This window comes from Kitasatospora sp. NPDC057738 (assembly GCF_042798815.1).
Taxonomy (GTDB): domain Bacteria; phylum Actinomycetota; class Actinomycetes; order Streptomycetales; family Streptomycetaceae; genus Kitasatospora; species Kitasatospora lactacystinica.
The window spans coordinates 1-21,477 of sequence record NZ_JBHVJT010000050.1 but is presented as its reverse complement, the minus strand read 5'-3'; the positions used below and the strand labels follow the sequence as shown (position 1 = coordinate 21,477).

The 21,477-nt window shown below is 74.1% G+C and carries 22 protein-coding genes; 9 read left to right on the top strand and 13 right to left on the bottom strand.

Annotation, left to right across the window (positions count from 1 at the left end):
- Positions 1 to 288 precede the first annotated feature (288 nt).
- The gene (locus tag ACFVGO_RS25410; protein WP_380634230.1) at positions 289 to 975 is read left to right on the top strand and encodes a hypothetical protein; all 687 of its coding nucleotides are present in this window, start codon (positions 289 to 291) and stop codon (positions 973 to 975) included.
- Between the two features lie 637 nt (positions 976 to 1,612).
- Here the strand turns inward: ACFVGO_RS25410 and ACFVGO_RS25405 are convergent.
- From ACFVGO_RS25405 to ACFVGO_RS25370, 8 genes are all read right to left on the bottom strand, one after another.
- A complete protein-coding gene (locus ACFVGO_RS25405) occupies positions 1,613 to 2,887 on the bottom strand; it encodes a sugar ABC transporter permease (RefSeq protein ID WP_380634228.1) in 1,275 nt (424 codons plus the stop codon).
- A complete protein-coding gene (locus ACFVGO_RS25400) occupies positions 2,884 to 3,711 on the bottom strand; it encodes an ATP-binding cassette domain-containing protein (RefSeq protein ID WP_359912966.1) in 828 nt (275 codons plus the stop codon). Before ACFVGO_RS25400 ends, ACFVGO_RS25405 begins: the two co-directional genes overlap by 4 nt.
- A 106-nt stretch (positions 3,712 to 3,817) precedes the next feature.
- Complete coding sequence (locus ACFVGO_RS25395; RefSeq protein WP_380634224.1) at positions 3,818 to 4,915, bottom strand: sugar ABC transporter substrate-binding protein; 1,098 nt, start codon at positions 4,913 to 4,915, stop codon at positions 3,818 to 3,820.
- A gap of 227 nt (positions 4,916 to 5,142) precedes the next feature.
- A complete protein-coding gene (locus ACFVGO_RS25390; protein ID WP_359912972.1) occupies positions 5,143 to 5,508 on the bottom strand; it encodes a hypothetical protein in 366 nt (121 codons plus the stop codon).
- 209 nt (positions 5,509 to 5,717) lie between these two features.
- The gene (locus ACFVGO_RS25385; RefSeq protein ID WP_359912975.1) at positions 5,718 to 6,671 is read right to left on the bottom strand and encodes a DUF4331 family protein; all 954 of its coding nucleotides are present in this window, start codon (positions 6,669 to 6,671) and stop codon (positions 5,718 to 5,720) included.
- Positions 6,672 to 6,879: 208 nt separating this feature from the next.
- Positions 6,880 to 8,124: a cytochrome P450 gene (locus ACFVGO_RS25380; protein WP_359912978.1), complete on the bottom strand. Its 1,245-nt coding sequence runs from the start codon at positions 8,122 to 8,124 to the stop codon at positions 6,880 to 6,882.
- A 367-nt stretch (positions 8,125 to 8,491) separates the two neighbouring features.
- Entirely contained in the window at positions 8,492 to 9,082 is a 591-nt protein-coding gene (locus tag ACFVGO_RS25375) for a GNAT family N-acetyltransferase (RefSeq protein ID WP_380634221.1), read from the bottom strand.
- Between the two features lie 8 nt (positions 9,083 to 9,090).
- Positions 9,091 to 10,527, bottom strand: a complete 1,437-nt coding sequence (locus ACFVGO_RS25370; RefSeq protein WP_380634218.1) for an ATP-grasp domain-containing protein — start codon at positions 10,525 to 10,527, stop codon at positions 9,091 to 9,093.
- 162 nt (positions 10,528 to 10,689) lie between these two features.
- Between ACFVGO_RS25370 and ACFVGO_RS25365 the strand changes: the two genes are divergently transcribed.
- The 3 genes from ACFVGO_RS25365 (at position 10,690) to ACFVGO_RS25355 (ending at position 12,375) form a co-directional block, all read left to right on the top strand.
- Positions 10,690 to 11,295, top strand: coding sequence for a putative glycolipid-binding domain-containing protein (locus tag ACFVGO_RS25365; RefSeq protein WP_380634215.1), 606 nt, complete (start codon positions 10,690 to 10,692; stop codon positions 11,293 to 11,295).
- Between the two features lie 134 nt (positions 11,296 to 11,429).
- Positions 11,430 to 11,918, top strand: a complete 489-nt coding sequence (locus tag ACFVGO_RS25360) for an SRPBCC family protein (protein WP_359912989.1) — start codon at positions 11,430 to 11,432, stop codon at positions 11,916 to 11,918.
- Between the two features lie 202 nt (positions 11,919 to 12,120).
- On the top strand, positions 12,121 to 12,375 hold the full coding sequence (locus ACFVGO_RS25355; protein WP_359912992.1) for an acyl carrier protein: 255 nt from the start codon (positions 12,121 to 12,123) through the stop codon (positions 12,373 to 12,375).
- A 61-nt stretch (positions 12,376 to 12,436) separates the two neighbouring features.
- Here the strand turns inward: ACFVGO_RS25355 and ACFVGO_RS25350 are convergent, their stop codons facing one another.
- The gene (locus ACFVGO_RS25350; protein WP_359912995.1) at positions 12,437 to 12,772 is read right to left on the bottom strand and encodes a cupin domain-containing protein; all 336 of its coding nucleotides are present in this window, start codon (positions 12,770 to 12,772) and stop codon (positions 12,437 to 12,439) included.
- Between the two features lie 71 nt (positions 12,773 to 12,843).
- On the opposite strand from ACFVGO_RS25350, the gene ACFVGO_RS25345 reads away from it, so the two are divergent.
- From ACFVGO_RS25345 to ACFVGO_RS25330, 4 genes are all read left to right on the top strand, one after another.
- Positions 12,844 to 13,821: a helix-turn-helix domain-containing protein gene (locus ACFVGO_RS25345; protein ID WP_380634212.1), complete on the top strand. Its 978-nt coding sequence runs from the start codon at positions 12,844 to 12,846 to the stop codon at positions 13,819 to 13,821.
- A gap of 263 nt (positions 13,822 to 14,084) precedes the next feature.
- On the top strand, positions 14,085 to 15,191 hold the full coding sequence (locus tag ACFVGO_RS25340) for an RCC1 domain-containing protein (protein WP_380353263.1): 1,107 nt from the start codon (positions 14,085 to 14,087) through the stop codon (positions 15,189 to 15,191).
- A gap of 86 nt (positions 15,192 to 15,277) precedes the next feature.
- Positions 15,278 to 15,778 (top strand): peptidylprolyl isomerase, encoded by a 501-nt coding sequence (locus tag ACFVGO_RS25335; protein ID WP_380353264.1) that lies wholly within the window; start codon positions 15,278 to 15,280, stop codon positions 15,776 to 15,778.
- Between the two features lie 265 nt (positions 15,779 to 16,043).
- On the top strand, positions 16,044 to 17,666 hold the full coding sequence (locus ACFVGO_RS25330) for a serine hydrolase (protein ID WP_380634209.1): 1,623 nt from the start codon (positions 16,044 to 16,046) through the stop codon (positions 17,664 to 17,666).
- A gap of 9 nt (positions 17,667 to 17,675) precedes the next feature.
- On the opposite strand, the gene zapE is transcribed toward ACFVGO_RS25330, so the two are convergent.
- On the bottom strand, positions 17,676 to 18,752 hold the full coding sequence (gene zapE / locus ACFVGO_RS25325; protein ID WP_380634207.1) for a cell division protein ZapE: 1,077 nt from the start codon (positions 18,750 to 18,752) through the stop codon (positions 17,676 to 17,678).
- A 180-nt stretch (positions 18,753 to 18,932) separates the two neighbouring features.
- Positions 18,933 to 19,448 carry a DinB family protein gene (locus tag ACFVGO_RS25320; protein ID WP_380634205.1) on the bottom strand — a complete coding sequence of 172 codons (516 nt, stop codon included), beginning with the start codon at positions 19,446 to 19,448 and terminating at the stop codon, positions 18,933 to 18,935.
- Between the two features lie 197 nt (positions 19,449 to 19,645).
- Here ACFVGO_RS25320 and ACFVGO_RS25315 point away from each other — a divergent pair, with 197 nt between their 5' ends.
- The gene (locus ACFVGO_RS25315) at positions 19,646 to 20,608 is read left to right on the top strand and encodes a phosphatidylinositol-specific phospholipase C (protein ID WP_380634203.1); all 963 of its coding nucleotides are present in this window, start codon (positions 19,646 to 19,648) and stop codon (positions 20,606 to 20,608) included.
- A 51-nt stretch (positions 20,609 to 20,659) separates the two neighbouring features.
- Here ACFVGO_RS25315 and ACFVGO_RS25310 read toward each other — a convergent pair whose 3' ends face one another.
- Together ACFVGO_RS25310 and ACFVGO_RS25305 are read right to left on the bottom strand one after the other, a co-directional pair.
- Positions 20,660 to 20,863, bottom strand: a complete 204-nt coding sequence (locus ACFVGO_RS25310) for a DUF397 domain-containing protein (protein ID WP_380634201.1) — start codon at positions 20,861 to 20,863, stop codon at positions 20,660 to 20,662.
- A 108-nt stretch (positions 20,864 to 20,971) separates the two neighbouring features.
- On the bottom strand, positions 20,972 to 21,220 hold the full coding sequence (locus ACFVGO_RS25305) for a hypothetical protein (protein ID WP_359913019.1): 249 nt from the start codon (positions 21,218 to 21,220) through the stop codon (positions 20,972 to 20,974).
- Positions 21,221 to 21,477: the final 257 nt, after the last annotated feature.

Here is a 21,477-nt window from a genome sequence, read left to right as displayed (position 1 = left end):
GGCCCGGACCGGTCCGGGCCCGCCCCCGCCTCGGGTGCCGGTCCGCCAGCTGCTGGGTCCGCGAGGTGGGCAGGGATGCCGACTTGTCCGATGCCGGCCCTGTTGCCTGTGCGGGCGTGGAGGAAGCGTGCGGCTCCGGGGGGGGAGAGACAAGGCGACCTGGCCGTCGGGGCACCGATCCTGCGCGGCGGGGCATGGGAGCCTGGTCCGGTGCTGGACGACCGACATGGCGGGAGGACAGCGGCCCGACCGGAGTGGTGGGCCGCGTACCTGACGCGGCATTGCGCGGTGGCGGAGACGGAGCGCGAGCTGGTCGCCGGGTGGTTCGGTACCGGTGGCGCCGAGGCCGACGCCGCGTGGGAGACGTCGATGCTGGAGGGGCTGGAGGCGCGCCTGCCCTTCGGCGGCGGGCACGCGGTGCACGTGTACAGCTGCGACCTCCCCACGGAGTGGGGAACGGAGTACCTGGTCGTCCACCCCGACTGGGGCCGGGTGCGAGGTCGTCTCGCCGCCGTCGACACCCACCTCCCGGAGCCGGAACACCAGCAGGGACCGGGCCTGTCCTGGCGGGAGCTGATCCACGTCGCGAACACGCCCGACCACGCCGCGCCCGGTGTGCACGACCCGTCGGTGCGGCTGCTGCTCCTGCTGCCGACGCTCGGCGACGCGCAACTGCCGCCGGACGCCGCAGAGGTGGTGCGGGCGGCGCTGGCCGCCGTCGGGACACCGCCGGAGAACGCGGCGCACCTTGCCGCCTTCGTCCTGCGGCACCTGCGCTGGGCACCCGCTCGCTGGAGCGCACCGCAGGGCCGGCGATGGGGCCGGCCCCGGGCAGGGCGGGAGCGCGCCGTCGCCGGGATCCTGCGGTGCGACGTCCCGGGAAGCCCGCGGTTCGCCCGGCAGCTCGCCCACGGCATCACACCCGCGCAGGGCAGGCAGCTCGCCCGGGCGCTCGGGACCCGGCAACCGCGGTGACGGCCGTCCACCGGGCTCTCCGTCACGGGCCCGGTCGACGGCTCGGTCGACGGCTCGGCCCGGACCCGCGACAGGGGCCGGGGAGGGCTCAGAACCGCTCCGGACCGACGTCCACGCCGGCGGCGAGCATCTCGGCAGTGATCCGCTGCGCCAAGGTGTCGTTGCAGACCAGCAGGTGCGTCCACGGCGCGTCCCGGCGCCGGACCACATGGCCGCCGCCGCTCTCGTGGAGCTGCCACCGGTCGCGTTCCGTGGTCCACAGGTACGGGGAGCCGCTGAGGGCGCGTTCGGCCTCGGCGGCTTCCGCCGCAGCCAGGGCGCCTCGGCGCCGTCCAACTCCTCGGCACCGGCGGTCACTTCGATGTCCGCCCAGCGGGCGGTGCGGCTCCGGACCGTGTCGGGTACGGGCCGCGTCGGGAGCGGGCCGAGCCCGGCCAGGGTCCCGGCGGTCGTCCGGTCGTCCAGGCCGAACCGCAGGGTGCCCGTCGCGCCCGGCAGTCGGCCCCCGATGCCGGGGAGCAGTGCGAACATCGGCAGGTCCTCTCGCGGTGCCGGAGCGGGAGGCGGGCCGCGAAAGGGCCCGGCGTCCCGCCGCATCGCGGGGCGCCGGGCCGGGGTTCCGCCGGGCCGGGCGGCGCTACCGGCGGCCGCTGCTGCGGGTGCGGCGGGTGAGGGAGTCGAGGACGACGGCGGCCAGCAGCACCGCGCCGGTGATCATGTACTGGATGGCCTGGGCGGCGTGGACCATGTCCAGGCCGGTGGTGATGGACTGGATGACGAGGATGCCCAGCAGGGCGGACCAGGTCTTGCCGCGGCCGCCGAAGAGGCTGGTGCCGCCGATGACGGCCGCGGCGATGGCGCTCATCAGGACGTTGCCGCTGCCCAGTTGCTTGTCGGCGGAGCCCTGCTGGGAGGCGTAGAACAGGCCGCCCAGGCCCGCCAGGAACGCGGAGAGCACGAAGACGGAGATCCGTACCCGGGCGACGTTGACGCCCGCGCGCCGGGCGGCCTCGACGCCGCCGCCGACGGCGAAGACCTGGCGGCCGTAGCGGGTGCGGCGCAGCACGAAGTCGGTGGCGAGGACGGCGCCGAGCAGGACGACCAGGGACAGCGGCAGGCCGCGGTCCTGGTTGAGGGTGTAGGCGGTGGCGAGGGTGAGGACGGCGAGGGCGGCGGCGCGCACGGCGCTGTCGGCGGCGGGGGGTGCGGTGAGGCCGGCGGCGCGGCGCCGGCGGGCGGTGTTCAGGCGGGCGGCCAGGTAGAGGACGGGGGCGAGGACGGCCAGGGCCCAGGCGTAGGCGATGTCGCCGTCGCCGAGGAAGGTGCTGTCCAGGCCGGCGACGACGCCGCCGTGGCGGTTGTTGACGGTGCCGCCGTCGCCGAGCACGTACTCCTGCAGGCCGCTCCAGGCGAGCATCCCGGCGAGGGTGACCACGAAGGCGGGCACGCCGACGCGGGCGAAGAACAGGCCGTGCAGCAGCCCCATGACGCAGGCCGCGCCGAGGGCGGCGAGGATCGCCACCCACTCGCTCCAGCCCTGGCGCACCGTCAGCACCGCCGCGATGGCGGCGCCGGCGCCGGCGACCGAGCCGAGGGAGAGGTCGATCTCGCCGAGGATCAGCACGAAGACGACACCGACCGCGATCAGGCCGGGCCCGGCGATGAAGCGGGTGATGTTGGTGAGGTTGTCGGCCTGCAGGAAGTGGTGGGTGACGGACTGGAAGACGACGGCGATCACGACGAGGCCGACGACGACCGGCAGTGAGCCGAGCTCGCCGGAGGCCAGGCGCCGGCGGGCGGCGCGCAGTTGGCCGGCCCAGCCCGGTTCGGTGCGGTGCAGCCTGGGGTCCGGCGTGGCCGCGGTGGCGGTGGCGGTGGCGGGGGCGGGGGCGGGTGCTTCGGGGGTGCTCATACGGCCTCGGCCTCCTCGGTGGGCCCGGTGTGCCCGGTGTGCCCGGCCTCCTCGGTGGGCCCGGTGCGGCGGGCCCGGCGGGCGTGGGCGTTGTCGGTGGCGCCGGTGATCGCGGCGACGATCTGCTCCTGGGTGGTGCCGGCCACCGGGAAGACGCCGTTGTTGCGGCCCAGGCGCAGGACGGCGACGGTGTCGGCCACCGCCCGTACGTCGGCCATGTTGTGGCTGACCAGCACGACCGCCAGGCCCTGCCCGCGCAGCCGCTCCACCAGGTCGAGGACCTGGGCGGTCTGTTCGACGCCGAGGGCCGCGGTGGGCTCGTCCAGGACGACCAGGGCCGGCTCGCCGACCAGGGCGCGGGCGATGGCCACCACCTGGCGCTGTCCGCCGGACAGGGCGGCCACGGGGGTGCGCACGTCGGGGATGCGGATGGAGAGGGTGTCCAGCAGCCGCCGGGCGTGCTGTTCCATGGCGACCTCGTCGAGCAGGCCGCGGCGGCGTTTCTCGTGGCCGAGGAAGAGGTTGGCGATGACGTCGAGGTTGTCGCACAGCGCGAGGTCCTGGTAGACGGTCGCGATGCCGAGGGCGGTGGCGTCCTGGGGGCGGGCCAGGCGCACCGGCTCGCCGTGCCAGGCGAGGGTGCCCTCGTCCACGGGGTGGACGCCGGCGATGGTCTTGACGAGGGTGGACTTGCCGGCGCCGTTGTCGCCGACGAGGGCGAGCACCTCGCCGGCGTGGACGGTGAGGTCGACGTCGGTGAGGGCCTGGACGGCACCGAAGCGCTTGGAGACCGAGCGCAGCTGCAGGACGGGTGCGCCTGTCACGGGAACAACCACCTTGGGGGAGCGGCTACTTGGTGTGATAGCCGAGGCCTGCTGGAGAGGGGCCTGCTGAAGGGGTCCTGCTGGAGAGGGTTCTGCTGGAGGGGGCCTACTTGAGGCCGGCGGCGGCGCACGCGGCGGCGTAGTCGGCGGTGCAGATGTCGGAGACCTTGTAGATGCCGTCGGCCACCACGGTGGTGGCGATGGTGTCCTTGGTGACGACCTTGGCGTCCAGCAGCTTGGACGGGATGTTCTTGGCGGTGGCGCTGTCGACGCTGTCGGGGGCGATGCTCTTGACGTCCTTGCCCCGCAGCAGGGCGACGGCCAGTTCGGCGGCGGTGTCGGTGATCGGGCGGTAGGCCTTGTAGATGGTGTACGCCTGGTCGCCGTTCACGACGCGCTGGATGGCGTCCAGGCTGGCGTCCTGGCCGCCGACGGGGATGTTGATGCCGGCGCCCTTGAGCTGGGTGATGATGGCGGCGGCCATGCCGTCGTTGGCGGAGTAGACGCCCTGGAAGCCGTTCTTGCCGAACTCGGTGACGGCGGCGGAGATCTTCTGCGCGGCGACGGCGGCGTTCCACTGCCCGGACTGCTCGTAGACGACCTTCTTGATCTTCCCGTCGAGGGCCTTGTGCGCGCCGGACTTGAACTGCGCGGAGTTCGGGTCGGCCTCGTCGCCGTCGATCATGACGATGTTGGCCTCGGCGGCCTGCGGGCCGAGCGCGTCCAGCAGGGCCCGGCCCTGGAGTTCGCCGACCTTCTCGTTGTCGAAGGAGGTGTACGCGGCGACCGGGCCGCTGGCCAGGCGGTCGTAGGCGAGGACCTTGACGCCCTTGGCGGCGGCCTCCTCGACCCAGCTCTGGGTGGAGTCGGCGTCGTACGGGTCGAGGATGATCACCTTGACGCCCTGGGTGAGCAGGGTGTCGAACTGCTGCTTCTGCTTGGCCGCGCTGCCCTCGGCGTTGTTGTACAGCACCTTGCACTGTGCGCACAGGGACTTGACCTTGGCCTCGATGAACGGCCGGTCGAAGGACTCGTAGCGCACGGAGGAGGCGTTCTCGGGCAGCAGTAGGCCGATGGCGTCGGGGTTGCCGGCGGCGGATGCCTCGTTCTTGGCGCCGCTGGCCTTCCCGCACGCGGCGGTCATGGACAGGGTCAGCGCGAGGCCCATGGTGGAGACGAGGGCGCGACGCAGTACGGCGTTCATCGGATACCTCTCCCTGGGATCGCCGCGGCTTCGCGGCGGGGTGGGGGGAGTTAAACCTGGGCGCGTACATGACGTCAATAAGTAAAACCAGACTCCCCGGAATCCACCACCATTCGTTATCTTCGTGAACACGCCTCGGACGGGCGGCGCGCCCGCGGCGCGGGAAAGCGGAATGCCCGCCGCTCCCCTCGGACGGCGGGCACCCCCGGCTCTGACCTGACGGAACGTCAGGGACGGTCGAGCGTGATCGAGTTGATCGGACCCAGGTCGTAGTACACGCCGCGCTGCGCCGCGATGTCGTAGACGCAGTCACCGCCGCCCGAGGCACGGCACAGGTGGGCGTGCGCGCCGCCGGTCTGGTTGTTGAGCACCCAGTGGTTGCCGTACTGGCCGCTCAGGTTGTGCGCGCCGTAGCTCCGGTAGACGGCACTGGGGCTGACCGCCGGGTCCTGGTCCTGCGGGTAGATGCAGACCGCCCCGGACGGGCAGCCCGCCCAGTCGCCGGCGGCGGCGCCGGCACTGCCGGCCCCCATCGTGGTCAGCGCGGCGGCGGCCATGGCCAGGGCGGCGACGGCGTGGGTGATCCTGCGCATGAGTGGTTCTCCCTTGGCTGGTACGAGGACGGACGACCCGTCCGTCCGGTGCCCGTCAGCCTAGGAATCCGGCGCCCGCAGCGGTCCCTGACATCTGACAGGGGCGCGCCTGCTTGCCCCACGGGCCGGGAACCCTCCACGGGCCGGGAACCCTCCACGGGCCGGAACCCTCCACGGGCCGGAACCCTCCACAGGGCGGGCCCCCGAGGTCAGTGCGGGTGGCCCAGGTACGGGAAGGCCGGCAGCAGATCGGTGTGCGGCCCGATGTGGTCACCGGACACCTTGCCGTCGGTGAGCATCGTCAGCCGCGCCGAGGTCACGTCGTCGGTCAGCGAGCGCCCGTTCGGGTAGACGGCCGGGCGGGCCCGGTCGTAGCGCAGGACGTCCGGCAGCACGATCCGCAGCTGCGCGTGCGCCGCGTCCGTGGTGTACCCGCCGAAGTGCTGCAGCTTCGCCGTCCACGGATCACGGTAGGTCACCCAGTCGTCCACCGGCTCCCCGGCGTTGTACGCGTCCTTCACGTCCTCCTCGTTGAAGTACGCCGTCAGCGACGGATGCGCACCCCGGTCCACCGACACCAGCCGACCGTCCTTGCGCACGCTCACCCGCGCCCACACCCCGATCTCCGGCACCTCGCCGAACGCCGCGTCCGGCGCCTCCAGCACGATCCCGAAGACGTTCTTGTCCGCGCCCCAGTCCACCCCCGTCCACTGGAAGTCCTTCACGATCCCGTCCAGGTCCGCGAAGAACGGGTCGCTGCGCAGCCCCGCACTCACCCGGTACGACCCCGCCTCCACCACCGCCGGAGTGCCCGTGAAACTCACCGGCGCCCGCGACACCAGCACCTCGCCGCTCGCCTCGTGCCCGCGCGCCCCCTCGCCGGTGGTACGCCGCACCGTCATGCTCTGCGCCCCGCCCACCGGCTCGGAGAAGGTGAAGCTGTACGCGATGTCGGCCCGCTGGTCGCCGTCGGTGTCGATGTCGATCCGGTACACCGCCTCCGGATGGAAGGCCTGTCCGCCACTGGGCGCGACCGGGTTCACGTTCATGATCAGCACCGTCCGGCCCGGCTCCGGCGAGGCGAAGGCGAACAGGTCGGTCAGATCCAGGCGCGCGTCACCCTCCGGTGAGCGCAGGTTCGGTCCGCTGAGGTGGTGCGACACGACGGTCTCCGGTCTCCAGTGCTTCGCGTGCGTCCGCGTGGACACCCCCCGCCCCCTCCGGCCATTGCTAACACGACCCGCCCGTACCGGCCCGCCCCGCTGCGCCACCCGGGCGAGCGTGCAAAGGAGGGCAGCGGGCGCGGGGGCGCGGGCGCCGGAGAGGGCCGGCGGTGCGCGTGGCGGGCCGGCCGGCGGGGGCGCCGGAGCGTCAGGACGCCTGCGGCGCCTGCGGGCCGAGCAGCACCGGCAGCGCCCGGTGCCCGTTGGAGATCAGCGAGTCGACCGGCTCCAGCCGCGCGTCCGGGGCGAGGGCGAGGTCGGGGAAGCGCTCGAACAGCCGGCTCAGCGCGGTGCGCCCCTCCAGGCGGGCCAGCGGCGCGCCGAGGCAGAAGTGCACCCCGTGCCCGAAGGCGAGGTGGTCCTTGACCGGCCGGGTGACGTCGAAGTCGGCGCCGCTGTCGCCGTAGCGCACCGGGTGGCGCCCGGCGGCCGCGTAGGCGGCGAGGATCGCCTCGCCCCGGCGCACCGTCACCCCGCCGGGCAGCTCGATGTCCTCCACCGCGTAGCGCATCGGCAGGTGCGCGACCGGCGCGTTGCGGCGCAGCGCCTCCTCGACGACGTCGTCCCAGCCGGCCTTGCCCGCGCGCACCAGGGCGAGCTGCTCGGGGTGGGTGAGCAGGTCGGTGATGCCGTTGTCGATCAGGTTGACGGTGGTTTCGTAGCCGGCCGAGACGATCAGCAGCACGGTGTCGCGCAGTTCCTCCTCGCTCAGCGCGCGGGCTTCGCCGTCGCTCTCGTGGTCGCGGGCGGCGATCAGCGCCGAGGTCAGGTCCTCGCCCGGCTCGCGGCGCTTGGCGGCGATCAGCTCCTCCAGCAGGGCCAGGAACGCGGTCACGGTGGCCGCCGACTCCTCGGCGGACAAGGTGGTGGAGAAGACCTTGTCGACCATGCCCCGGAAGGTGTCCGTGATGTCGTCGGGCAGGCCCAGCAGCCGGGAGATGACCTGGATCGGCAGCGGGTAGGCCAGGCGCTCGCGCAGGTCCACCACCTCGCCGGGGGCGCAGGCGGCCAGGCCGTCCAGCAGTGCGTCGGTCAGCTCCTCGACGCGGGCGGTCATGGTGGCGACCTGGCGGGCGGTGAAGGCGCCGCCCACCAGCCGGCGCAGCCGCCGGTGGTCGGCGCCGTGCGCGTTGAACATGTTGTGCGCGCTCACCCAGATCGCCAGCGGCCAGGTCCGCACCACCTCGGCGAAGTCCGGCCAGTGCTGCGCGCCGTCCTTGGAGACGCGCGGGTCCTTGGTCAGCTCCTCCAGCAGCACCGGGTCGGACACCGACCAGGCCCGCACGCCCAGGATGTCGACGGGCGTGGCCGCTCCGCGCGCGCACAGCTCGGCGCTCTCGGCATCGCGGGCGCGGCCGGTCGGGTCCAGTACGAGACGCTCCACGGGGTCCACGGGGGTTCCTCCACTCGACGCGGGGACGGTGCGCGGCCGCACGCCGCGCACCGGGACACGAGGATGCTCGCCCGCGGCGGTCCGCGTCGAGAGGGCGTGGCGCCCGGCGCGTCGTCACGGGCCGGCACGGCAGCCACCGCCCGGCCCGCGACGACGCGCCGACCCGGCCGGGCGTTCGGGCACCGAACCCGGCTTCGGCGCCCGGGGCCTGTGCCGCCCCCGCCCTCGCCCCGCCCCCGCCCCAGCCCCCGCCCTCGCGGCGGCCCCGACCTCGCGGCGCCCGGCAGGGGCCCGCGCGGCGCGCCCCTGCGGTCCGTCACGAGCGGTCCGTCACGGGCGGGCACGCCACGGGCGGGCAGGGCCCCGCTCACGCCCGCACACGGCCCGCCTCGTGGACCCACGGCGGCGCCACCGCGCTCGTGACGCGTTCGAACAGGGCGCCGCTGCGGCTGTGGGCCACCGTGCGCACCCAACGCCAGCCCTGCGCACGGTAGTAGGCGTGCAGGGCGGCGTTGTCGCTCCACACGTTCGCCCGCAGCAGCCCGGCGCCCGCCCGCGCGGCCCGCCAGGCGGCCCAGTCGCCCAGACGGGCGCCGATGCCGCGCCCGGCGTACCGGCGGTCCACCGTGAAGGAGCTCACGTAGCGGGCCGGGCGGGCGAGTTCCTCGCCGCTCCACAGGCGGGGGCTGCCGGTGGGGCGCAGCGTCACGGTGGCGACGGCCTCGCCCTGCGGCGCCAGCGCGGCGACCACCGTCGCGCCCCGGGCGATCAGCGTCAGGCCGCGCTCGGGGTCGTACGGGGCCGACCACTGGGCCGAGCCGTGCTCCAGCGCGATCCAGGCGGCCGCCTCCGCCCGCAGGGCGGCCAGCCGGGGCAGGTCGGCGGGCACCGCGGCGCGGACGTACAGCGGAACGGGTGTCCCCGGCACCGGCGTCCCCGGCACAGGTCTCCTCTGCACGGGTCTCCTCACCGCGACGCGCAGGGGACGGCGGATCCCACGGGTTCGTCGAGGGGTTCGAGGACGAAGCCCGCGCGCAGGGCGTCCACCAGCCGCCGTCCGGGCGCGGTGAGCGCGGTCCCGTCCGGGGTGGTCAGCGGGTGCCGGGCCACGACCCGGGCGAGCGGCACCCCGGGGAGCAACACCGTCCCGGGGGAGGGCAGTTGCAGCAGCACGCAGTCGTCGGGCCCGCACTCCAGCAGGCCGAACCCGGCGCCGCAGTACCGCAGCCGCCCGTCCTTGAGCCGGTGCAGACCGCCACCGGGCGCCGCCGCCACCCGCACCGGGGCTCCGGTGTGCCGCACCACCAGCTGCACGGCGCCCGCCGCGTCCGTTCGCGGCTCGCCGCCGGTGGCGTGCCCGTAGAGCTCCAGCACGTGGCGCAGCGCGGACGGCAGCGCGTGCTCGGCCAGTTCGAGCTCGCCCAGCAGCCAGGTCGAGCCCTGCATGCGGCAGTTGAGCTCCAGCAGCAGCGGGCGCTCGCCGTCCAGGACGAAGTCGGCACCGAACAGGCCCCGGTAGCCGAGCGCGGCCAGCGCCTCGCCGACACGCCGCGCCGAGGCGCCGGCCCGGGCCAGGGCGAGCGGCGACAGCAGGGCCGGGGCCGCGAAGTCGCAGCCGGAGTAGGCGCCGAAGGGCGCGCCGACACCCTCGATACGGGTCAGCTGGACGGACGGGCGCAGCACCCGCACCGTGCTGTCCGCCGAGACCAGGACGTGCAGGTTGACCGCGACACCCTCGACGTAGCCGCTCACCAGCCAGGGCCCGCCGCCGACCCGGCGGATCGGGGGCAGGTCCGCCTCGTCGACGACCAGGTGGGTGCCCTTGCCGCTGGAGCCCACCGGCGTCTGCACCACGTAGGGGGAACCGAAGCGGCGGCGCAGCTCCCGGTGGTCGAGCGCCGGGACCACCGCGTCCGGCGGGGTCGCGGCCCCCACCGACCGCAGCCACGCGCGCTGCGCCCGCTTGTCGCCCAGCATCGGCAGGGCCACGTGCGAGGGCGGCTCCAGCAGGCGGGCGCCGAGCGCGCCGAGTGCCGTGCGCCACTCGGCCTTCATCGCCGAGTAGGGCAGCAGCGCCAGCTCCCGGCCCCGCCAGCCGCCACCCGCCGCGCCCGCGCCCGGGCCCGCGTCCTCGCCCTCGCCCGAGGTGCAGGCGATCGCGCGCAGCACCGCGTGGACCCCGGCCCCCGCCGAGGTGTGGTCGCGCACCCCCCGCTCCGGTTCCAGCGCGTGGAAGGAGGCCCCGAACTCGTCCGCCCAGCCCGCGTCCGGGCCCTCCACACTCACCACCGCGGACAGGCAGCCGGTGCGCAGCAGCGGCAGCACGTTCAGGGGACGGGCACAGCACGACAGTCCGGGCAGGGCCCGCAACCGGGCCACCGCTTCGTCACAGGATGTGATCACCCACGCGATTATGGAGAGCCCGGGACCGGGCCCGCCGCCGCCCCGGACCCCGCCCCGCCCCGCACGAGGCACGCCCCGCCCTCACCCTCACCCGAACGAATGAACCCCCCGCGTTGACGGCCCGTCGGGCCCGCTGTCGGCACCCGGCAGTACCGTGCACGAATGAACAGCCGCACCGCCCCCGACCCGAACCGCCCCGCCGCACCCACCGCCGCACCCACCTGGCGGGTCACCGAGACCGCCGGCCTGGAGACCTCCTGGATCGACCTGCGCCCCACCGCCCTGACCGCCCGCGGCCGCGTCGCCGCCGCCGAACCGGCCCCGTACTGGCTCGACTACGAACTCGACACCGGCGACGGCTTCACCACCCGCCGCATGCACGTCACCGCCCGCACCCCCGACACCGTCCGCACCCTCGACCTGCGCCGCGACGAGACCACCGGCCACTGGACCGTCGACGGCACCCCGCGCCCCGACCTCGACGGCGCCCTCGACTGCGACCTCGGCCTGTCCCCGCTCACCAACACCCCGCCCGTCCTGCGCCACGCCCTCCACCGCGGCCCGGGCGAACACCACTTCCTGATGGCCTGGATCCGGGTGCCCGAGCTGGTCGTCGTGCCCTCCCGCCAGACCTACACCCACCTGCACCGCTACGAGGACGGAGGCGCCACCGTCCGCTACGCCTCCGGCGACTACCGGGCGGACCTGCTGCTGGACGCGGACGGCCTGGTCGCCGACTACCCGGGCCTGGCCCACCGCATCGCCTGACGGCCCCGGTCCGACGCCCCGGCCAGGCCCGACGGCCCGGCCAGGCCCGACAGGGAGCCCGACCTGACGGGGCGCCCGGTTCCCCCGCCCGGTACGCTCGGGCGCATCCCCCGACCCGCCACGAGGAGGCCCCGATGCCCTGGTTCGCACTGGAGCGCTTCGACGCCTCCTTCTTCGACACCGCCCCGCACCGCCACCGCCACGTGATGGACCTGCCGGTGGCACCGCGGAGCGTGTGGGCGGGACTCGCCGGCCCGGCACCGCTGTCCTGGTGCCGGGGCCTGGCCGGCGGCCGCTACACCTCACCGGCCCCGCACGGCGTCGGCACCACCCGGGAGATCACCGCGCTCGGGACGCTGCGGCTGCGCGAGGAGTTCACGCTCTGGGAGGAGGGAACGCGGCACGCGTTCCGCGTCACCGAGGCCTCCCTGCCGCTGTACCGGCGCTTCGGCGAGGACTACCTCCTCGAACCCCTCCCGGGCGGCGGCACCCGCTTCACCTGGACCTTCGCCTACGAGCCGGCCCCACTGCTGCGCCGCCCCGCGGCACTGACCGACATGCCCGGGACGGCCTTCCAGCGGACGCTGATCGCCGACACCAAACGGCACTTCGGCGCGGCCTGAGCCCGCCGGGCCACGGGCGCCCGGTCCGGCGCCCGCCCCGCCCGGCGGTGCGTCCCGGCCGTCCCCGTGAAAGCCCTCACGCGTACGAGTGAACGAGCTGGACCGGACGCCTGGCGACCACGTACAACTGCGCGCACAGGGCCACCCGTTGAACGACCCGACCGCCGTCGGCCCTGCCACCCACGCACCCCCGGAGGGCCCGATGGCCACGGAGATCACCTACGAGGAACTGGCCACCCTGGTCAGGACCCGCGCCGGCGTCCAGGTCACCGCCGAGGAACTCGCCGACCCCGGCCGCATGTTCCTCGACCTCGGCGTCGACTCCCTGGGCGTGCTGGGCGTCCTCGCCGACCTGGAGAACCGCTACGGCGTCTCCCTCGACAGCTCCGACCTCCTCGGCCGCCCCGTCGCCGAGTTCCTCAAGGACGTCAACGCCTCGCTGAACCCCGGCTCCTGACCGGCCCGGAGCGGGGCGGGAAGCCCGACCCCGGCGGCCTCCCGCCCCCGCCCCCGCGGCCCTACCCCTGCGGGTAGAACACGAACAGCGTGCAGCCGACGGCCGTCGACGGCACGTGCCACGACCCCGCCGGGGCGTGCAGGAACGTACCGGCCGGGTAGTCCCGCGCCCCGTCGTTGAAGACGCCCGCCACCACGAACACCTCCTCCGGCCCAGGCTCGTGGACGTCACGGTGCGGCCAGCGGGAGCCCGCCGCCATCTCCAGCACATGGGCGTGCGCGCCGTCCGGCCCCCGCCACAGGGCCCGCAGCCGGACACCGGGGAACAGCTCGCGGACCGGGGACTCGTCGACGGACACGGACGTGTAGCCCTGCTGGGCAAGGATCTCCGGGTACATGCCCGCAACGGTGCCGCGCCCCGGCCGGCCCGGACAGGCCCCACCGCGACACCCTGGGGTACTTTCCTGCCATGCACCGCGTGGTGGCCCTGGTCCGGCCCGTCCAGTCGACCTTCGAACTCGGCTGCGCCGCCGAGGTCTTCGGCACACCGAGACCCGGCCTGCCGCAGCACTACACCTTCGCCACCTGCACGCAGGTCCCCGGCCCGGTGCCCACCACCGGCGGCTACACCATGTCCGTGCCGCACGGCCTCGACGCGCTCGACACCGCCGACACCGTGATCGTCCCCGGCTGGCTGCCCGTGGACGAACCCCTCACCGACCCCGTGCGCCGCGCCCTGCTGCGGGCGCACGCCCGCGGGGCCCGGCTGGCCGCCATCTGCTCCGGGGTGTTCGCCCTGGCCCGCACCGGACTGCTCGACGGCCGCACCGCCACCACCCACCGGGCCCGCGCCGACCAGCTGCGCCGCGCGTACCCCCGGATCCGGGTCGAGCCGCACCGGCGCTACGTGGACCACGGCGACGTCGCCACCAGCGCGGGCGCCGGCGCCGGCCTCGACCTGTGCCTGCACCTGGTCCGGCGCGACCACGGCGCCGCCCACGCCGCCGCGCTGGCCCGGCACATGGCGATGGCTCCGCACCCCGACGACGACCGCACGCCCTGCGCGCCGCAGCCGGTGTCGCCGTCGCTGCTGCCGCCGGCACCGTCGGTGCCGGTGCCGTCGGGGCAGGTGCTGGACGGCCTGCTCGCCTGGGCCGACGAGCGCCTGGGCGCGCCCCTGTCGGTCGAGGCCCTGGCCGCCCGCCTCGGCGTCTCGCCCCGCACCCTGGCCCGGCGTTTCGCCGACCAGCTCGGCACCAGCCCGGGCGCCTGGCTGCTCGCCCGCCGGCTGGCCGCGGCCCGCGTCCTGCTGGAGGACACCGACCTGCCCGTCGACGCGATCGCCGCCCGCGTCGGGCTGACCTCCGCCGTCAACCTGCGCCGCCGCTTCCGCGCCCGCACCGGCACCACCCCCGGCGCCTACCGGCAGGCCTTCCGCACCCGCTGAGCCCTCCGCACCCGCTGAGCCCTCCGTGCCCGCTGAGCCCTCCGTGCCCGCTGAGCCCTCCGTCCCGCGCCATGCGCTGCGGGACGTACGGCTCAGCGGCCGCGCCGGAGGCCCGCCATCACCCGATCGAGTGGCCGGCGCCGCCGTTTCCCGTGCCGGTGACGTGCGCGTGGGTAGCGTCGGTCCATGATCGTGGACTCGTCAACAGATCTGACATGTCGACGATTTGACTTATTGTCATACAAGTAAAGAGGCATCGTCGCATGGCAGAGAAGCGCCTGAAGTCCTGGGGCAACAACCGCTCCGGCCAGCTCGGGGACGGCACCTGGGCCGACCTCCGCACCACGGCCACCGCCGTGCTCGGGCTGACCAGCGCCGACGTGGTGAAGATCGCCGCCGGCGGGGCCGGTGCCACCCTCGGCCACGGGCTGGCCCTGCTGGCCGACCGCACGGTGCAGTCCTGGGGCGTCAACGGCTCGGGCCAGCTCGGCGACGGCACGGTGTTCAGCCACAACGCGCCCGGCCAGGTGGCCGGTCTCACCGACGCCACCGACATCGCCGCCGGCGGCGCGCACAGCCTCGCCCTGCTCGCCGACGGCACCGTCCTGGCCTGGGGCCAGAACAACCACGGCCAGCTCGGCAACGGCACCGGCGCCGACAGCGGCGTCCCGGTGCGGGTCGAGGGCCTCCACAAGGTCGTCGCCATCGCCGCCGGCCTCCACCACAGCCTCGCGCTGCGCGAGGACGGCACCGTCTGGGCCTGGGGCTACAACAGCAACGGCCAGCTGGGCGACGGGACTTCGACCAACCGAGGCCTCCCCGCGCGGGTCGTCGGACTGACCGGCGTCAGCCGGATCGCCGCCGGCGCGAGCCACAACCTCGTCCTGGTCGGCACGCCCGGCGCCGGTGCCGCCGTGAAGGCCTGGGGCTACAACGCCACCGGCCAGCTCGGCGACAACACCACCATCAACCGCTACACCCCCGTCACCACCCACGGGGCCTGGACCGGCGGGGTCACCCGGATCGCGGCCGGCTGCAACCACAGCATGGCCGTCGTCGACACCGACCACCGCCTCAAGGCCTGGGGCCAGAACACCGCCGGCCAGCTCGGCGACGGCACCACCGTCTTCCGCGTCACCCCCGTCACCGTCCCCGGCCTGAGCGGCGTACGGCTGGTGGCCGGCGGCCGGGAGCACACCGTGGCCCTGTCCGGGACCAGCACCGTGCACTCCTGGGGCAGCAACGGCTCCGGCCAGCTCGGCGACGGCACCACCGCCGACAGCAGCACCCCGGTGCCCACCCTCACCGCCCTCACCGGCATCGACAAGCTCGCCGCCCCCGTCGGCGGCGACTTCACCCTCGCCAACTGAGGCGCCTCGACGGTGCCCGGCCGTCCCTCCTGTCACAATGCGCGTGAGCAATCCGTAGCCGCCGCAACCCGTACAGTGAGGTCATCGTGTCGAAGGTCAAACTGAGCACCAACCACGGCGACATCGTCCTGCGCCTCGACGCGGAGAAGGCCCCGGCGACGGTGGAGAACTTCCTCCAGTACGTCCGGGACGGCTTCTACGACGGGACGGTCTTCCACCGGGTCATCAACGGCTTCATGGTCCAGGGCGGCGGGATGGAGCCCGGCATGAAGCAGAAGAAGACCCGCGCCCCCATCCAGAACGAGGCCGACAACGGCCTGAAGAACACGCGGTACACCGTCGCGATGGCCCGCACCGGGGACCCGCACTCGGCCACCGCCCAGTTCTTCATCAACGTCGCCGACAACGACTTCCTCGACCACAGCGGCAAGAACGCCCAGGGCTGGGGCTACGCCGTCTTCGGCGAGGTGGTCGAGGGCCAGGACGTCGTGGACACCGTCAAGACCGTGCCCACCGGCTCCAGGAGCGGCCACCAGGACGTCCCCAAGGAGGACGTGGTCATCGAGAAGGCCGAGGTCGTCGAGTAGGACGGGGACATCGGCCAGGGACGGGGACGTCGCCCAGGGGCGGGGGAGCGGGCGTGCGCACGGGAAGCCGGCCCGGCCGGCTTCCCGCTCCGCACCGGCCCGGGGCGGCCCCGGCGGGCCGCCCCGACCCCTGCCCGCCGCCGCACGGGTGAATGCGCCCACGGCGGTGCGCGGCGCCCGCCCGGGCCGCGCCGGGCCGTCGAATACTCACGTACTCACGCGATGAGGCGCACGGCCCGTGCCGCCCGGACGAGGGAGGACCCGCATGCACCGCCGCACCGCCGCCAGGCCGGGACACCGCATCGCCGCGCCCCTGCTGGCCGGCCTGCTGCTCGCCGGGTGCACCTCCGCCGCCTCCGACCCCGAGGCCGCCCCCGGCTCCTCCGGCGCCGTGCCCACCGCGCCGCCGCAGCCCTCACCGCAGCTGAGCGACCAGCAGGTGGCCTTCGCCGTCGACCGGATCGACGCCTACGTCCAGGACGCCCTGCGCAGGACCGGCGTGCCGGGCCTGGCCCTGGCCGTCGTCCACAAGGACAAGGTCGTCCACGCCAAGGGCTTCGGCGTCCGCGAGCTCGGCAAGCCGGACACCGTCGACCCCGACACCGTCTTCCAGCTCGCCTCCGTCTCCAAGCCGATCTCCTCCACCGTCGTCGCCACGGCCGTCGGCCAGAAGGCGGTCGCCTGGGACGACCCCGTCATCGCCCACGACCCCGGCTTCACCCTCGCCGACCCCTGGGTCGGCCGCCACGTGACGATCGCCGACCTCTTCTCCCACCGCAGCGGCCTGCCCGACCACGCCGGCGACCTCCTCCAGGACCTCGGCTACCAGCGCGACTACATCCTCCAGCACCTGCGCGACCAGCCCCTGGCCCCCTTCCGCGCCACCTACGCCTACACCAACTACGGCCTCACCGAGGCGGCCGTCGCCGTCGCCAGGACCAGGGGCACCGCCTGGGAGACCCTGGCCGCCGACACCCTCTACAAGCCGCTCGGCATGACCTCCACGAGCTCCCTGCGCTCCGCCTACGACAACGCGCCCGACAAGGCCGTGCCGCACGTGCGCACCGGCACCGGCGGCGGCTGGCAGGTCAGCACCACCGAGAACGCCGACCCGCAGTCCCCGGCCGGCGGCGTCAGCTCCACCGTGCAGGACCTCGCCCGCTGGATGCGGCTGCAGCTCGCCGACGGCTCCTTCGAGGGCAAGCAGATCGTCGACACCGCCGCCCTGGGCGAGACCTGGCTGCCGCACAGCCTCTCCAACCCGCCGTCCGCACCCGACGGCAACCCCGGCCAGTACGGCCTGGGCTGGAACGTCGGCCGCGACAACGGCGGCCGGCTGAGGCTCAACCACTCCGGCGCCTTCGAACTGGGCGCCGCCACCGTGGTCACCCTGCTGCCCTCCGAGCAGCTGGGGATCGTGGTGCTGACCAACGGCCAGCCGGTCGGCCTGCCCGAGGCGGTGGCCGAGGAGTTCTTCGACCTCGCCGAGGAGGGCCACGAGACCGTCGACTGGCTCGCCTTCTTCGGCAAGGTCGTCCCCGCCGCCGCGCTGACCGGCGTCTCGCCCACCGACTACACCAGGCCCCCGGCCGACGCCGCCCCCGCCAGGCCCGACGCGGCCTACGTCGGCACGTACGCCAACGGCTACTACGGCCCGCTGACCGTGACCACCGGCAACGGCGGCGCCCTGGTGATGAGCCTGGGCCCGGACGACCTGCAGTTCCCGCTCCAGCACTACGCCGGGGACGTGTTCAGCTTCCGCACCCGCGGGGAGAACGCCGTCGGCCTGTCCGGGGTGACGTTCGGCGTGGGCGCCGACGGCCGGGCCTCCACGGTGGTGGTCGAACAGCTCGACCACGAGGGCCTCGGGACCTTCACCCGAAGCTAGGGTCCGTCGTCAAACCCCTGCCTGCGGGGCCGGGTGCCGCAGGAGGGCGAGGCGGCTGGCGGTGCGGTCGAGGTCGCGCATGAGGGCGGAGCCGGCGGGGAGGCCGGCGAGCGGGTCGGCGCCGATCAGGACCAGGCGGACGTCGCGGTCGCAGCAGACGTCGACCAGGTTGGCGAAGCGCCGGCGGCCGTCGGGGGAGGCATCGGTGAGCGGCGGGACGCCGTCGAGGACGACGGTGGGGAAGCGGTCGGCGAGGGCGAGGTAGTCCGCGACGGAGGTGAGGCCCTCGCACAGCTCCGGGAAGCCGAACCACACATGGTCCTCGCGGACCGCCCGGGCCGGCAGCTCGCGGTGATGGGCGGCCACCGGACCCGCTTCCTCGGGCCGGGGCGCCGTGAGGCCGGCCGAGGCCTCGTCGCCGGGGCGGAGCCGGGCGCCGAGGCCGAACCCGTGGGCGCGTTCCGACCCGGGCAGGCGCCGGAAGTCGACCTGCCCGCAGACGTCGACCACGTCCATCCGCTCCTCGATCAGCCTGATCGTCGGTTCGAAGAGGTGGTGGTACAGCGGGTCGGGCATCAGCCCGGCGGGCGGGTAGTTGGACGTGGTGACCAGGGTGATCCGCCGGTCCAGCAGGGTGTGCAGCAGACGGGCCACCAGCATCGCGTCACCCGCGTCGTGGGCGTGGAACTCGTCGAAGACCAGGACCCGGCAGTCGCCGAGCAGCTCGTCCACGGCCCGGTCCACGGCCGCGCCGTCCGCGCCGCGACTCCCGGCGTGGTGGGCGACGCCCTCGTGCAGCCGGCGGAAGAAGTCGTGGAAGTGCAGCCGCCGCTTGCGCGGGGTCGCCAGCCCGTCGAGGAAGGTGTCCACCAGCCAGCTCTTGCCGCGGCCGACCGGGCCCCAGAGGTAGAGGTGCCGCGGACCGCGGCGCAGCCGCCAGGCCGGGTGGGCGAGCTCGCCGGCCAGCCGGCTGAGCCGCTCGACCGGGAGCTCCTGGGCGGGGTCGAGCGTGAACCCGCGCTGCCCGGCGGCCCGGTGGAAGTGCCCGCGCATCGCCTCGTACTGCTTCTGCACCCTGTCCGTCACGGGTCCGGACCCTAGCAGGGCGTCAGCGGCGTCCGGATCACCGGGAGTTGCCCGGTCACGGGCCCCTTCACGGCCGGTCCGGCGCGGGACGGGACCTGACGGAGCGTCCCGCACCCGCCCGGCCGGACCTCCCGCTCCCGGGCCGCCGGCCGGCGGAAGCGGTGAAGTCCGGTGGAACCGCTAGTAGTAGCCCTTCGAGCCGTCGAGGAGCTCGCGGACGATGTCGGCGTGCCCCGCGTGGCGGCCGGTCTCCTCGACGAGGTGGATCAGCATCCAGCGCAGGTTGGCGCCGCCGGCGCGGAAGCCGGGCTTGCGGCCGACGTCGTCCAGGGAGGCCGCCGCGACGATCTCGTTGCTGCGGGCGCACTGGGACTCGTACTCCGCGAGCAGGTCGGCGAGGGGGCGGTCGTCGGTGTGCCAGTCGGCGTCCTCGGTGGACTCGTCGAAGGACGGGTTCTGCTTCTCGTCACCGCCGAGGAACATCACCTCCAGCCAGAGGTGCTCGGTCCAGCGCATGTGCGAGATGAGGCCGGCCATCGTCATGGCCGGCGAGGTCGGGACGACCGCCCGGTGCGCGTCCCGGTCGTCCAGCCCCTCGCACTTCCAGCGCAGGATCTTCCGCTGCAGGTCCAACCAGCCGATGATCGCGGTGCGTTCGTCCGCCTGGAGTGGGGGGCGTTCCAGTTCCGATGCCATGGCGGTGCAGGCTACCGAGGTGTCGCGTCGGGCGCACCGGGTTTTCCGCGTGCCGCCCGCCGGCGCGGCCGCGGTGCGGGTGGCGGACGTTCGGTTCGCGGACGATGAACCGGCCTCGGACGGAGGCCCGTTGGAGTCGGAAAGGAGAACGTTCACGCCCGATCACCATCGGGGCCCCGAGTCCGGAGGCTTCTTGCATGTCGATCAACCGTAGGACCCTTCTCAGGGGCGCAGCGCTCGCGGCCACGACCGGGGCCCTGGGCATCGCCGGCTCGGGCGCATCGGCCGTCGCCGCGCCGGACCGCCTCGTCCACCGCCCCACCGACAAGTGGATGTCGCTGCTGGGCGACAACGTGAAGCTGTCGCAGCTGACGATCCCCGGAACCCACGAGACCTGCGCGCTCTACGACGGCGGCGCCTTCGGCTTCGCCCAGTGCCAGGAGTGGCGCATCAACCAGCAGCTCCAGGCGGGCGTGCGCTTCCTCGACATCCGGTGCCGGGTGGCGGGCGACGTCTTCACCATCCACCACGACAAGATCTACCAGAAAATCAACTTCGGTGACGTGCTGAACCTCTGCATCGACTTCCTGAAGGCGAACCCCCGCGAGACGATCATCATGCGGGTCAAGAAGGAGTACACCGAGGGGCAGGACTACCGCTTCAGCGAGATCTTCAACTACTACATGGACGGCTACGACGGGAAGGGCAACTACCGGCCCTGGTTCTGGCTCCCCAAGGCCGGAACACTGCCCGGCGGACTGCCCACACTCGGGCAGGTGCGCGGCAAGATCGTCCCCATCATGTCGGACTTCACCTGGGGCGACGGGCGCTACGACCCGCTGCAGTGGGGGGACAGTTCCCGGATCTGGCTGCAGGACGCGTGGAGCGACGGGCCCAGCCGCAAGGTCCAGCGGGTCAGGGAAGGGCTGGACACGGCGTTCTACGGCCAGAACGACGGCAAGCTGTACCTCCACTTCGCCAGCTCCAGCAGCTTCCCGGACACCCCGTACCAGATCGCCAAGGTCGTCAATCCCTCCATCCAGGACTACCTGACGCCGCGCATCTCCCAGCGCGCCCACTACGGCGTGATCGCGATGGACTTCGTGGACGAGCGCAAGGACCTGCTGCAGATGATCGTCGACTGGAACTTCGGGCTCTGACCGCTCGGCCCCGCCGCCCCGAGCATGGGGTGGCGGGGCCGAGGGTTGTGGTCAGTGGGTGTCGAACTCGCCGGTGCGGACGGCGGTGACGAAGGCCTGCCAGGCGGGGGCGGGGAAGAGGAGGGCCGGGCCGGAGGGGTCCTTGGAGTCGCGTACGGGCATGACGCCGGCGAAGCCGTCGGCAACCTCGACGCACGTACCGCCGCTGCCGCTGTACGAGCTCTTCCGCCAGGTGGTGATGTGGGTGGTGTCCATCGCGCGCCCTCCCGAGGCCGTGCTGCCAACTGGCCACCAGAGTAGGGGAAAAGGGCGGGAAGCCGGCCACGCCGGCTTCCCGCCCCTCAGATGGTCACCCGGTGGTTTCTAGTAGAACCAGACGGAGAGGCGGGCGGTGGTCGGGGCGACGTCGCAGAAGTAGTTGACCGCCTCCCCGCGGGCCACGTAGGCCTTGCCGGCCGCGTCGCATGCGGCGCCGCTCGGGTACATGCCGATGTAGGTGTAACCGGTCGTCCTCGTGGTGGACGCCTGGGCAGCGGGGGCGACCATCAGGCCGCCCGCCACCGAGAACAGTCCGGCCAGGGCCATGCTGGTAACCGCCTTGCGAAGTGCCATGTCGGTGTCTTCCTCGCTCAAGGGAGAACACCGGAGTCCGCTTCCCGGTGCTCGGCGGCGAGCCTTCCGGAATCCCGGATTCGGGGCAATGGTAGAGACCAATTTGGCAGAAAAGAGCCGCCCGCTGCGCAGTTGCGCACATCTCGGCCCCGCCGCCCCGAGTATGGGGCGGCGGGGCCGATGGTGACTGCGGTCAGCGGGCGTCGAACTCGCCGGTGCGGACGGCGGTGACGAAGGCCTGCCAGGCGGGGGCGGGG